Consider the following 13,153-nt stretch of genomic DNA (forward strand, 5'->3'; position numbering starts at 1 on the left):
GGCCGACGGCCAGCCGCAGGTCGGCCGGCAGCTACCTTCCGGCGGGCACCGGACAGAGGTAACACTCCGCGCCTCGACGGCGCTGAGCTGTTTCGGTTGATCATTTGCGGAGGGACGAGACGGTGAGATTGACGGGGATTCGCTGGAGCGGCCGGGCCGCCGGGATCGGGGCCGCCGTCGCGGCCACCGCTGTTGCCAGCACCGTGACCCTGGTCGCGGTCGGCTTCGGCGGCGGGGAGGCCGAGTGGGTCGCCGACGGACCGGTCACCACCGCCCTGCACACCGTCGATTTTCCGGCCGCCAGCGGCCGTGAGGTGAGGATCCCGGAGCGGGACGCGGACCGCTTCGCCATGGTCGGGGTGACCTGGACCGACCCCAGGGTCGACTTCAAGGGCACGATCTCCGTGCGGACCCGGGCCGTGACCGGTGACTGGTCCGACTGGCGCGAGCTCGACATCGACAACCACTTCGGTCCGGAGCCGGGATTGGAGAAGACCACCGGCAAGGCGCGCGGTGGCACCGACCCGCTCTGGGTCGGCCCGTCCGACGGGGTCGAGGTGCGAGCCGTGGCGGCCTCGGGCAAGACAACCGACCGGATCCCGGCCGGGCTCCGCCTGGAACTCGTGGACCCCGGCGAGCCGAAGCGCCGCAAGGTGGCAGCGGCGGACGCGGGTCACGCCGGGGCGGACCGGTTGCAGCCGGTCGCCGAGATGCGGGCGCTGGAGCCGACGCCGACGGATCCGGCGCCAACCGCGCCCACCCCGACCGAGACCACCGCCCCGCCGCCGACCGAGACCACCACTCCGCCGCCGACCGAGACCACGGCCCCGCCGCCGTCCGAGACCACTGCGCCCGCGCCGACCACCACCTCGGCTCCGGCACCGACCACCACGTCGGCCCCCGCGACCGCCACGCCGAGCCCACCCGCGGCCCCCGCCAACCCGGTCCCCACCCCGAAGGTGGTGACCCGCGCGGAGTGGAAGGCCGACGAGATGATCGTCACCGACCCGCCGACGTACGGCACCACGGTCAAGGCGTTCTTCGTCCACCACACCGCCGGCACCAACACCTACAGCTGCGCCGACTCGGCGGCGATCGTCCGGGGCATCGAGGTCTACCACGTCAAGAGCAACGGCTGGAACGACATCGGCTACAACTTCCTGGTCGACAAGTGCGGCACCGTCTTCGAAGGTCGCAAGGGCGGCATCGACAAGCCGGTGACCGGAGCACACACGTACGGCTTCAACACCAACACCGCGGCGATCGCGGTGCTGGGCACCTACACCAGCTCCGGGGTCCCGGCGGTGGTGCAGGACGCGGTCGCCCACGTCGCGGCCTACAAGCTCGGCGCGTACGGCAACGACCCCCTCGGCAAGGTCACCCTGACCTCAGGGGTGAACGGCAAGTTCGCCCTCGGCCAGGAGGTGGTCTTCGACCGGATCTCCGGGCACCGGGACGCCGTGGCGACCGAGTGCCCCGGCACCGCGCTCTACAACCAGCTCGGGATCATCCGGAACAAGGCGGCGAGCGTCCAGGGCCTCGCCCTGACCGGCATGACCGGCAACAGGAACGGCACCACGTACCACGTCCGGTCCACGACGAACGTCTCCTGGTCGGCGAGCACGCCGAGCGCCCTGATCTCCCGCTTCGAGGTGCTGGTGGACGGGGCGGTCGCGGCGACCGCGGCGGGCACCGCCCGCTCGGTCGGCATCAGCCTGACCCCGGGCTCGCACACCGTCCAGGTCCGGGGCGTGCACCGGCTGGGCCGTACCGCCGTGACCGCTGGTCAGGCGGTCGTCTCCGACGTCACCGCGCCGACCTTCCCGCAGGCGCCCACCGTCTCCCTGCGCACCGGAGGGGTGAGCAGCACGGTCGTGCCCGTGAGCCTGGCCTGGCGGTCGGCGGACAACGTGGCTGTCCGGTCGGTGTCCCTGACCGCGCCGACCAGCGGCACCTTCGCCGCCAGCGGCGCGTACGCCACCACCACCAAGCCGGGTGTCACCACCACCTGGTCGATGCGGGCACAGGACTGGGCGGGCAACACGGCCACCTCCTCGGCAGCCTGGACCCCGGTCTTCATCCCCGAGGCCAATGCCACCCGCACGGGCACCTGGTCGGGCTACTCCAGCAGCAACTACCTGGGCGGGTCGGCGCTCACGGCGACGGCGCGCGGGGCGTCGCTGAGCTGGACCTTCACCGGCCGCTCGGTGGCTTTCATCGCCACCACGACGTCGACCTCGGGTCAGGCGGACATCTACGTGGACGGCGTGAAGGTCAAGACGGTGGACCTCCGCTCCAGCACCACCGCGTACCGTCGGATCGTCTGGACGAAGAGCTGGACCGGCAGCGCTCGGCACACGGTGAAGATCGTGGTGGTCGGCACCTCGGGCCGCCCTCGGGTCATCACGGACGGGCTCGTCTACGTCCGGTGACGCACACGAAAAGGGGCGCCGGAGATATCTCCGGGGCCCCTTTCCGTACCGCCTCGGGGGCGGCTCGCGCTCAGGGCAGGCAGGTGACGATATCGGCGATGGAGCGGCGGCGGCCGGTGTAGAAGGGGATCTCCTCGCGGACGTGCAGGCGGGCCCGGGAGCCGCGCAGGTCGCGCATCAGGTCCACGATGCGGTCCAGCTCGTCGGCCTCGAAGGCGAGCATCCACTCGTAGTCGCCCAGCGCGAACGACGCCACCGTGTTGGCCCGCACGTCCGGGTAGCCGCGTGCCATCTTGCCGTGCTCGGCCAGCAGCTCGCGCCGCTCGGCATCCGGCAGCAGGTACCACTCGTACGAGCGGACGAACGGGTACACGCACAGGTAGGCGCGGGCGTCCTCGCCGGCCAGGAACGCCGGGATGTGGCTCTTGTTGAACTCGGCCGGCCGGTGCAGCGCCATCTGCGACCAGACCGGGGCCATCGCGCGGCCCAGCGTGGTGCGCCGGAACCGCAGGTACGCGTCCTGGAGCGCGTCGCTCGACGAGGAGTGCCACCAGATCATGAGGTCGGCGTCGGCGCGCAGGCCGGAGACGTCGTACGTGCCCCGGATCGTCACGTCCTTGCCGTCCAGCTCCTCGAAGAGCGCCTCGACCTCGCCGGTGACGTTCTCCCGCAGCGACGGCAGGGGGCTGGTGGCCCGGTACACCGACCACATGGTGTAGCGGATCGTGGCGTTCAGCTCCTTCAGCCGGGCCGCGTTGGTCTGCTCGGTCATCTCCCGGAACCTCCCAGTGCTGTGATGATCTCGTCGGCCGCCGTCGCGCCGGAGCGCACGCAGACCGGGATGCCGACGCCGTCGTACGCGGCGCCGGCCAGAGCCAGGGTCGGATGGCCCGCCCGCAGCGTGGCCCGCGCGGACGCCACCCGGTCGAGGTGGCCCGGGGCGTACTGCGGCAGCGACCCGCCCCACCGCTGCACGTGCCCGGCGACGGGTGCGGGCAGCGGGGTGCCGAGCACCGCCGACAGTTCCCGGTGCACGGTGGCGACCAGGTCCTCGTCGGGGCGCTGGAGCTGCGCCTCGTCCCCGTACCGGCCGACCGACGCGCGGACCAGGGCGAGCCCGTCCGGCCGGCGCAGGTGCCCCCACTTCGTGGTGAAGAACGTCGACGCCTTGATCAGCAACCCCTCGGTGGCCGGCACCAGGAACCCGGACAGCGCCGGCAGCGCCGGCTCCGGCAGCGCGAGGGTGACCAGCGCGACGCTGGCGTAGTCCAGGCCGCCCACCGTCGTCGCGGCCCCGGGCGCGACGGCGTCGAGCAGCCGCGCGGCCGGGCGGGCCGGCACGGCCAGCACCACCGCGTCGACGTCCACGTGCTCCGCGTCGCGGGTCGGGCCGACGGTCAGCCGCCAGCCGGCGCCGGTCGGGGTCAGCTCGCGGACCGCCGCGTCCCGGCGGATCGTCGCCCCGCTGGCCGTCGCCGCGGCCTCGACCAGGGTGCCCAGGCCACCGGCCAGGGTCCCGAAGACCGGCGCGCCGGGCGCGCGGGGGGCGGCCGCCTGCGCGGCGCGTACCGCGCCGACCAGGGTGTGTTCCACCCGGGCCGCCCGGGCGAGCGCGGGCATCGTGGTGGCCAGCGACAGGCCGTCGGCCCGGCCCGCGTACACACCCCCGAGCATCGGGTCGACCAGCCGGTCGACCACCTCGTCGCCGAGCCGCGCGCGGACCAGCGCCCCCACCGCGACGTCGTCGTCCCGGCCGAGGAGCGGGCGGCCGCTGTCCCGGTCGGCGTCCGCGGCCGGCCGCGCGACCGTCGCCACCGCCGCCAGGTCCCCGGGTACGCCGACGAGCGTGCCGCCCGGGATCGGGCGCAGCCCGCCGTCGACGGCGAGCGCGGCCTGCCCGACGGTCGGGTGGACGATTCGGTCGGCCAGCCCGAGCCGGCGGACCAGGGCCACGGCGGCGGACTCCCCGCCGGCCGGGTCCCGTATGAGGAACGACTCGGCCCCGAACTCCACCGCCTGACCGGCCAGTTCGCCGGTGCGCAGCTTTCCGCCGAGGGCGCCGCTCTGCTCGTACACGGTGATCTCGGTGCCGGCGGGGGCGCGGTCGCGCAACCGGACGGCGGCGGCCAGGCCGGCGATCCCGCCGCCGACCACCGCGACCCGCCACGGCGCCGCCATGCCGGTCAGCCCTGGTGGGCCGGGCGGGCGGACAACTCGTGGACCAGGGCGACCACCCGGGTCAGCACCTCGGGGTGCGTCTCCGGCAGCACCCCGTGACCGAGGTTGAACACGTGACCGGGGGCACCCCGGCCCTGCTCCAGCACCCGCCGTACCTCCGCCTCGACGACCGGCCAGGGGGCCAGCAGCACGCACGGGTCGAGGTTGCCCTGCACGGCCTTGTCCGGCCCGATCCGGCGGGTCGCGACGTCCAGGGGCGTACGCCAGTCGACGCCGACCACGTCGGCGCCGGCCTCCGCCATGGCGGTCAGCAGCTCGCCGGTGCCCACCCCGAAGTGGATGCGGGGCACGCCCGCGTCGGCGAGACCGGCGAGCACCGCCTGCGAGTGCGGCAGCACGAAGCGGCGGTAGTCGGCCTCGGACAGCGCGCCCGCCCAGGAGTCGAAGAGCTGCACCGCGGAGACACCGGCGTCGACCTGGACCCGCAGGAACGCCAGCGTCACCTCGGCGAGCCGGCCGGCCAGGGCGTGCCACAGGTGCGGGGCACCGTACATGAGGGCCTTGGTCTTCGCGTGGGTACGCGAGGGGCCCCCCTCGACGAGGTAGCTGGCCAGGGTGAACGGGGCGCCGGCGAAGCCGATCAGCGGGGTGCCGCCCAGCTCCTTCACCAGCATACGGACCGCCTCGTCCACGTAGGAGACGTCGTCGCGGGTGATCGGGTGGATCCGCTCCACGTCCTCGCGGGAGGCGACCGGCTCGGCCACCACGGGCCCGGTGCCGGGGACGATGTCCAGGTCCACCCCGGCGGCGGCGACCGGCACCACGATGTCGCTGAACAGGATCGCCGCGTCGACGCCGTGCCGGCGGACCGGCTGGAGGGTGATCTCGGTGACCAGGTCGGGACGCCGGCAGGACTCCAGCATCGCCACGTTGGCGCGGATCTCGCGGTACTCCGGCAGCGACCGGCCCGCCTGACGCATGAACCAGACCGGGGTGTGCGGGCCGGGTTGGCGCCGGCACGCCCGGACGAAGGCTGAGTCGGCCGGACCGCCGGAGCGGGGGTCCTCGTCTCGGGCGGCGGTGCCCGCGGTGTCGGTGCTCATCGCGGCAATCGTGCCACGACGGCCGCTGCGCCCCACCGCCACCGCCACCAATTGTGAGCAGCGCCCGCCCGGGTGCAAGGAAGGGCCCCTTGTTAACGCCTCCGGTAGCGGAAGGGTCCCCGGTTAACACCGGGAGCCGCTCGGCGGGCGCGGCCGGCCGCCCCGGCGCGCCGCCGGGTCGGCGGGTCGGCGGCGGCATACGCTTTCGAGCATGGCCCCCCCGATCGCGCTCCCGGAGACCTTCGCCCGCGCGGTCGCCGGGCTCCGGTCCGCGGCGCCCCGGGCGGAGATCCTGCTCGAGGAGGTGGGGGCGCCGCAGCGGCTCGCGCCGTACGCGTTCGCGCTCTCCGCCACGGTGCTCCGCGACGGCGACGACGTGGCCACCGGCCGGCTGATCCTGCTGCACGACCCGGCGGGGCACGAGGCGTGGCAGGGCACCCTGCGCCTGGTCACGTACGTGACCGCGGAGATGGAGGTCGACCTGGCCGCCGACCCGCTGCTGCCCGGCGTCGGCTGGACGTGGCTGACCGACGCCCTCGACGTGCAGGGCGCCCGGCACCGGGCGATCGGCGGCACGGTCACGCAGACCATGTCGACCCGGTTCGGCGACCTGGCCGGGCCGCCCGCGGCGGGCGACATCGAGATCCGCGCCTCCTGGACACCCCTCGACGACGACCTGGCCCCCCACCTGTACGCCTGGTGCACCCTCCTCGCCTCGACGGCCGGCCTCCCCCCACCCGGCGTCACCGCCCTCCCCACCCCGCACCGCACCCCCCCGTCCTGACGCGTCCCCTCCCCGCGATCTTGCACTTTCTGCCCCGACGAACCGCCACAGAAGGCGCGAAACAGGGGCCGAAAGTGCATGATCGGCGGGTGTGGCAGGGGACGGGGACACGCTGCGGGGCCGGGTGCGCGCAGCAGGGGCCCGGCGGGCAATAGGGTTGTCAGGTGACCGACGAACCACCCCTGCGCCGTCGGGCCGCCGAAAGTCGTACGGGAGACGCACCGCACCACCCGCCGTCGGCCCTGCCGGAGCCGGACGACGCGGGCGGCCACCCGAGCGCCGGCTGGCCCGTGCCGCCGACCGACGCCGCCGGCGCCGCCCGTCCCGAGGACGTCCCCGCCGACGGGCCGGTGCCGCTGACCGCCCCGCGCGAGGGCACGCCCCAGCCGGTGACCACGGCGGACGAGCTCGAGGAGGTCGTGGCCCGCTTCGCGGCGGGGACCGGCCCGGTGGCCCTGGACGCCGAACGCGCCTCCGGGTACCGCTACAGCCAGCGCGCCTACCTCGTGCAGCTGCGCCGCGCGGGCGCCGGCACGGCGCTGATCGACCCGCTGCCGCTGCCCGACCTGACCGCGCTCGACGAGGTCATCGGCGAGGCCGAGTGGGTGCTGCACGCGGCCAGCCAGGACCTGCCCTGCCTGGCGGAGCTGGGGCTGCGTCCCCGCCGCCTCTTCGACACCGAGCTCGCCGCCCGGCTGGCCGGCTTCGAGCGGGTCGGCCTCGCCGCGCTCACCGAGCAGCTGCTGGGCTTCAGCCTGGAGAAGCACCACTCGGCGGCGGACTGGTCGAACCGGCCGCTGCCGGAGTCCTGGCTGACGTACGCCGCGCTGGACGTGGAGCTGCTGGTCGAGCTGCGCGACGCGCTCGACGCCGAACTGGCCCGGCAGGGCAAGTCCGAGTGGGCGGCGGAGGAGTTCGCCGCGGTGATCCGCAACGGCGCCCGCCCGCCCCGGGTCCGCGCCGAGCCGTGGCGCCGCACCTCCGGCATCCACCGGGTACGCGGTGCGCGGGCGCAGGCCCGGGTCCGGTCCCTGTGGTACGCGCGGGACCAGATCGCGGCCCGCCGCGACGCCGCCCCGGGACGGGTGCTGCCGGACTCGGCGATCGTCGCCGCCGCGGAGCTGGACCCGAAGGACGAGAAGACCCTGCTCACGCTGCCCGGTTTCGGCGGCCGGTCGGTGCGCCGGCTGGCCCGCACGTGGCTGGCCGCGCTCGACGACGCCCGGAAGCTGCCCGACGACGCGCTGCCGGTGGCGCCGACGGTCGAGGGCCCGCCGCCACCGCACCGGTGGGCCGAGCGGGACCCGGTGGCCGCCGCCCGGCTGGCCCGCTGCCGGGAGGTGGTCGTCCAGGTCGCCGGCGCGCACACGCTCCCGCCGGAGAACCTGATCGCCCCCGACTCGGTCCGCCGGCTCGCCTGGGTCCCACCCGAGGACGTGACAGACGGAACGGTCGCGGAGACCCTCCGCGGCCTCGGCGCCCGCGAGTGGCAGATCCACCTCCTCCTCCCCGCCCTGACGGACGCCCTGACCGACCCACCGCCCGCTCCCTGACCCCGGACTCCGCGCCGTGACTCCGCGTTGATCATGAGGTTGACGGCAGCAACGGAGATCGACATCGCCGCCAACCTCATGATCAACGCGAGTGGAGCCGGCGCCGGCAGGTGTGGGGTGGGCCACACGGGGGGTGGTGTTCCCGTTGGTTACTGGCGAGTAGCATCCGAGGAAACGCCAGTGCCGGCTAGGAGGCTCAAGTGCCCCGTGAAGTTCGAGATGTCGTCTTCGTCGACGGCGTCCGTACCCCGTTCGGCAAGGCGGGTGGCATGTACGCCAACACCCGCGCCGACGACCTGGTGATCCGCTGCATCCGCGAGCTGCTGCGCCGCAACCCGCAGCTGCCGCCGGAGCGGGTCGAGGAGGTCGCCATCGCCGCCACCACGCAGATCGGTGACCAGGGTCTGACCATCGGCCGGACCGCCGCCCTGCTGGCCGGCCTCCCCAAGACGGTCCCCGGTTTCGCCATCGACCGCATGTGCGCCGGCGCGATGACCGCGGTCACCACGGTCGCCGGCGGCATCGCCATGGGCGCGTACGACATCGCCATCGCCGGCGGTGTCGAGCACATGGGCCGCCATCCCATGGGTGAGGGCGTCGACCCGAACCCGCGGATCATCGCCGAGAAGCTGGTCGACCCGTCCGCGCTGGTCATGGGCGCCACCGCGGAGAACCTGCACGACCGGGTCCCGCACATCACCAAGGAGCGCACCGACGCGTTCGCGCTCGCCTCGCAGCAGAAGACCGCCAAGGCGTACGCCAACGGCAAGCTCCAGGACGACCTGGTGCCCGTGGCGATCCGCGACGAGGAGAACGGCTGGGGCCTGGCCACCGTGGACGAGGCTCCCCGGGACACCTCGATGGAGAAGCTCGCCACCCTCAAGACCCCGTTCCGCCCGCACGGCAAGGTCACCGCGGGCAACGCGGCCGGCCTGAACGACGGCGCCACCGCGAGCCTCCTCGCCGCCGAGGAGACCGCGCGCGAGCTGGGCCTGCCCGTCGCCATGCGGCTGGTGTCGTACGGCTTCGTCGGCGTCGAGCCCGAGGTCATGGGCGTCGGCCCGATCCCGTCGACCGAGAAGGCGCTACGCATCGCCGGCCTGACCATCGACGACATCGGCCTGTTCGAGCTGAACGAGGCGTTCGCCGTCCAGGTGCTCGCCTTCCTCGACCACTTCGGCATCGCCGACGACGACCCGCGGGTCAACCCGTGGGGCGGCGCGATCGCCATCGGTCACCCGCTCGCCTCCTCCGGGGTGCGGCTGATGACCCAGCTCGCCCGGCAGTTCGCCGAACACCCCGAGGTCCGCTACGGCCTCACCGCCATGTGCATCGGCATCGGCATGGGCGGCACCGTGATCTGGGAGAACCCGCACTGGGAGGGCAACAAGTGAGCGCGCTCGCGGCACCGAACGAGGTCGTCACCAAGGCGCTGCTGCGGCAGGTGAACGTACCGGGGCTGGACCGCCCGGCCGCCCTGATCACCCTGGACAACGGCTTCGACCACACCAAGCCGAACACCTTCGGGCCAGGTGGCCTGACCAGCCTGGACGAGGCGATCACCGCCGCGCTCGCGGCGAACCCGGCGTTCATCGCGGTCACCGGCAAGCCGTACATCTTCTGCGTGGGTGCGGACATCACCGGCCTGCCGCTGCTCGCGGACCGCGAGCAGGCCCTGGAGATCGGCCGGCTCGGCCACCGGGTCTTCGCCCGGCTCAAGGACAGCGAGATCCCGACCTTCGCGTTCGTCAACGGCGCGGCGATGGGCGGCGGTCTGGAGCTGGCCCTGCACTGCCACTACCGGACGCTGTCGGCGGGCGCGGCGGCCCTCGCGCTGCCCGAGGTCTCGCTCGGCCTCATCCCGGGCTGGGGCGGTACGCAGCTGCTGCCGAACCTGATCGGCATCCCGGCGGCGACCCAGGTGATCATCCAGAACCCGCTGATGCAGAACAAGATGCTCAAGCCGAAGCAGGCCGCCGGGATGGGCATCGCGGACGTGCTGCTGGAGCCGGCCGACTTCCTGGAGCGGTCCCTGGAGTGGGCCGCCGGCGTGGTCCGGGGCGAGGTCACCGTGACCCGGCCCGAGGTCGACCGGGACATGTGGGGCGGCGTGCTCTACTTCGCCCGGCAGACCCTGGACCAGCGGCTGCACGGCGCGATCCCGGCCGCGTACAAGGCGCTGGACCTGCTGGAGACGGCGAAGGACGCGGACTTCGCCGCCGGCACCGCCGCCGAGGACGAGGCCCTGGCGGACCTGGTCTTCTCCGAGGAGCTGCGCAGCGGCCTGTACGCGTTCGACCTGGTGCAGCGGCGGGCCAAGCGGCCGGCCGGCGCGCCGGACAAGGGCCTCGCCCGTCCGGTCACCAAGGTCGGCATCGTCGGCGCCGGCCTGATGGCCAGCCAGCTCGCCCTGCTCTTCGCCCGCCGCCTCCAGGTGCCGGTCGTCCTGACCGACCTGGACCAGGCCCGGGTCGACAAGGGCGTGGCGTACGTGCACCAGCAGATCGAGAAGTCGGTCAGCAAGGGCCGGATGGACAAGGGCACCGCCGCCAAGCTGTACGGCCTGGTGAGCGGCTCGGTCGACAAGTCCGTCTTCGCCGACGCCGACTTCGTGATCGAGGCGGTCTTCGAGGACCTGAACGTCAAGAAGCAGGTCTGGGCCGAGCTGGAGAAGATCGTCAAGCCGGAGGCGGTGCTGGCCACCAACACCAGCTCGCTGTCCGTGACGGCGATGGCGGAGGACCTGGAGCACCCGGAGCGGGTGGTCGGTTTCCACTTCTTCAACCCGGTCGCGATGATGCCGCTGCTGGAGATCGTCCGGGGTGAGAAGACCGACGACGTCACCCTGGCGACCGCGTTCGCGGTCGGCAAGCAGCTGAAGAAGTCGTCGGTGCTGGTCAAGGACGCGCCGGCGTTCGTGGTCAACCGGCTGCTCACCCGGTTCCTCGGCACCGTCTTCGCCGCCGTCGACCAGGGCACCCCGCTGGACGTGGCGAACAGCGCGCTGGACCCGCTGGGCCTGCCGATGCGCCCGCTCGCCCTGCTCCAGCTGGTCGGGCCGGCCGTGGCGTACCACGTCGGCGGCACCCTGCACGCGGCGTTCCCGGACCGGTTCGGCGTCAGCGAGAACCTCAAGCGGATCGCCGACTCCGGCCAGCCGATCGTCGTCGACGACGAGATCAACGCCGAGGCGGCGAAGCTGCTGGTCGTCGGCGACCAGCCGCTGACCGCCGAGCAGGTCCGGCAGAACGCGCTCGACGCGCTGGCGCAGGAGATCCGGCTCATGCTCGACGAGGGCGTGGTCGCCGAGGCGCAGGACATCGACCTGTGCATGATCCTCGGTGCCGGCTGGCCGTTCCACCTGGGCGGCGTCACGCCGTACCTGGACCGGACCGGCACCTCCGAGCGCGTCGCCGGCAAGCGGTTCCTGCCGCGGGGCGCGGCCAGCCTGCCGGCCTGACGCAGTCCGCTTCCCGCGATCGCGGTGGCCGCCCAGCCGGCGGCCACCGCGATCGTCGTTTCCACGGCGTGGTCCGGGGCAGCGGGACGGCCCGCCGGCCCGATACGATCACCCGTTCGCATCTTCGCGCCTGGAGCTGATGTCATGTCCTCACCGCCGGTCGACCCCTGGTCCGGGCAACCGGAGCGCGGCGGCTCGCACCCCGGTTCCCCGCCCCCTGTTCCCCCGCCTCCTCCCCCGGCGCAGTGGGGGCGGCACCCCGGCGCCCACGAGCCCCAGCCGGGCGCCTGGCCACCCGCTCCCGGCGCGACCCCGCCGGCGGGGACCGGACCGGGGGGTGCCTGGCCGCCTCCACCGCCGCCTCCGGCCGGCTGGGCCGACCCGACCCGGCCCGCGACTCCGCCGACGGCCGCCTGGCCGAACTCCCCGCAGACCCCGCCGACGCGATCCTGGCCGGAGACCACACCGCCGCCCACCCCGGCCGGCTCGGCCGGCGGCTGGCAGCAACCGGCGGAGACGTGGCGGCCCACGGGCGGCGGAAACCCGCCGGCCCCCGCCGGGGGCGGTTGGCCCGGCCCGCAGCCCGGATCGCGGCCGCCCGCACCCGCCGACCAGCCCACCCAGGTGTTCGCCTCGTTCCCCCCGATCCCTCCCGCCGACAGGCCGACGAGTGGACCGGGATACGGCCAGCCGACGTCAGGCCCGCCGGGATACGGCCAGCCGACCTCCGGCGCCCCGGGGTACGGCCAGCCGGCGGCGGGCAGCACTCCGTACCCCCAACCGGGTGCGTACCCGTCGCCGCCGCCCGGCGGAGAGGCACCCGGCGGCGCGCCGGCCCGGCGGTCCCGGCTCCCGCTGGTGCTGTCGCTGGGTCTCGTGGGCCTGCTGGTGCTGTGCCTGGGCGGTGGCGGCCTCGCCTACGTCGCCCTGTCCGGCGACGACGACCCGGCGCCGGCGCCGGCGCCGTCCTCGGCGCCCAGCGGCGACGCCACGCCCCGCACCACCGCCGAGGAGGGGGCACCGTCGGCCGAGCCCAGCTCCGACCCACGGATCCGGCTCGTCGCGCCGAAGACCCTCGGCGGCCGGGCGAAGAGCACCGACCCCGAACTGCGCGCCCTGGCCGACGAGATGGTCCGGGACATGAAGTCGACGGTACGCAGCGAGAGCGGCGCGATCGGCGCGTTCTACGGCAGCCCCGAGAAGCAGAACATGGTGATGATCGCCGGCGCCTCGGGCTTCGTGCTCGACCCGAAGCGGGAGCTGGACGACGCCGTCAAGGCGCTCTCCGCGGAGCTGAACGTCCGGCGGATGTCCACCGTGTCCCCCGGCCCGCTCGGCGGCGTGGCGAAGTGCGGCGACGGCAGCGCCTCGGACATCTCGCTGGGTGTCTGCGTCTGGGCCGACCAGGGCAGCGTCGGCATGATCGTGATGTTCTTCTCGTCCGGCAGCAAGGCGAAGTCCGAGTTCACCTCGATCCGGGGGCAGGTCGAGAAGCGCTCCTGAACAGTCGGGATCCGGCGGGTCGGCACCCTTGAGGAGGACGCCGACCCGCCCAGGTCCGGCAGCGAGGTGGATCACCCCGGCGGGCGGCCGAACGGTAGGTGCGGCCCACGCTGGCTAAGATCACGCGTCGCGTTTGTCGA

Annotated in this window: 9 protein-coding genes; 6 read left to right on the forward strand and 3 right to left on the reverse strand. The window is 74.2% G+C overall.

The genetic code is table 11. The features are described 5' to 3' along the window. Positions 1-122: 122 nt before the first annotated feature. Positions 123-2,432, forward strand: a complete 2,310-nt coding sequence (locus tag ACTMS0_RS12680; protein WP_441155340.1) for an N-acetylmuramoyl-L-alanine amidase — start codon at positions 123-125, stop codon at positions 2,430-2,432. 70 nt (positions 2,433-2,502) lie between these two features. On the opposite strand, the gene hemQ is transcribed toward ACTMS0_RS12680, so the two are convergent. From hemQ to hemE, 3 genes are read right to left on the reverse strand one after another with little or no spacing between them, the layout of a single operon-like run. Continuing rightward, the gene (gene hemQ / locus ACTMS0_RS12685) at positions 2,503-3,204 is read right to left on the reverse strand and encodes a hydrogen peroxide-dependent heme synthase (RefSeq protein ID WP_441155341.1); all 702 of its coding nucleotides are present in this window, start codon (positions 3,202-3,204) and stop codon (positions 2,503-2,505) included. After that, on the reverse strand, positions 3,201-4,610 hold the full coding sequence (gene hemG, locus ACTMS0_RS12690; protein WP_441155342.1) for a protoporphyrinogen oxidase: 1,410 nt from the start codon (positions 4,608-4,610) through the stop codon (positions 3,201-3,203). Before hemG ends, hemQ begins: the two co-directional genes overlap by 4 nt. A 5-nt stretch (positions 4,611-4,615) precedes the next feature. Beyond that, positions 4,616-5,713, reverse strand: coding sequence for a uroporphyrinogen decarboxylase (gene hemE / locus ACTMS0_RS12695; RefSeq protein ID WP_441155343.1), 1,098 nt, complete (start codon positions 5,711-5,713; stop codon positions 4,616-4,618). Positions 5,714-5,924: 211 nt separating this feature from the next. Here hemE and ACTMS0_RS12700 point away from each other — a divergent pair, with 211 nt between their 5' ends. The 5 genes from ACTMS0_RS12700 to ACTMS0_RS12720 all read left to right on the forward strand — a co-directional run bounded on the left by ACTMS0_RS12700 (position 5,925) and on the right by ACTMS0_RS12720 (position 13,013). Next, positions 5,925-6,497, forward strand: a complete 573-nt coding sequence (locus ACTMS0_RS12700) for a DUF3000 domain-containing protein (protein WP_441155344.1) — start codon at positions 5,925-5,927, stop codon at positions 6,495-6,497. A 290-nt stretch (positions 6,498-6,787) separates the two neighbouring features. Continuing rightward, entirely contained in the window at positions 6,788-8,050 is a 1,263-nt protein-coding gene (locus ACTMS0_RS12705; RefSeq protein ID WP_441155578.1) for a ribonuclease D, read from the forward strand. 200 nt (positions 8,051-8,250) lie between these two features. After that, entirely contained in the window at positions 8,251-9,444 is a 1,194-nt protein-coding gene (locus ACTMS0_RS12710; RefSeq protein ID WP_441155345.1) for a thiolase family protein, read from the forward strand. Then, on the forward strand, positions 9,441-11,510 hold the full coding sequence (locus ACTMS0_RS12715; protein ID WP_441155346.1) for a 3-hydroxyacyl-CoA dehydrogenase NAD-binding domain-containing protein: 2,070 nt from the start codon (positions 9,441-9,443) through the stop codon (positions 11,508-11,510). The genes ACTMS0_RS12710 and ACTMS0_RS12715 overlap by 4 nt, the downstream gene beginning before the upstream one ends. A 624-nt stretch (positions 11,511-12,134) precedes the next feature. Then, positions 12,135-13,013, forward strand: coding sequence for a hypothetical protein (locus ACTMS0_RS12720; protein WP_441155347.1), 879 nt, complete (start codon positions 12,135-12,137; stop codon positions 13,011-13,013). Positions 13,014-13,153: the final 140 nt, after the last annotated feature.

Source organism: Micromonospora sp. H33 (assembly GCF_052068455.1).
Classification (GTDB): domain Bacteria; phylum Actinomycetota; class Actinomycetes; order Mycobacteriales; family Micromonosporaceae; genus Micromonospora.

Bases quoted from the DNA above. Each gene is read 5' to 3' on its own strand.
- hemQ (WP_441155341.1), bottom strand. From the start codon at position 3,204: ATGACCGAGCAGACCAACGCGGCCCGGCTGAAGGAGCTGAACGCCACG.
- hemG (WP_441155342.1), bottom strand. From the start codon at position 4,610: ATGGCGGCGCCGTGGCGGGTCGCGGTGGTCGGCGGCGGGATCGCCGGC.
- ACTMS0_RS12700 (WP_441155344.1), top strand. From the start codon at position 5,925: ATGGCCCCCCCGATCGCGCTCCCGGAGACCTTCGCCCGCGCGGTCGCC.
- hemE (WP_441155343.1), bottom strand. From the start codon at position 5,713: ATGAGCACCGACACCGCGGGCACCGCCGCCCGAGACGAGGACCCCCGC.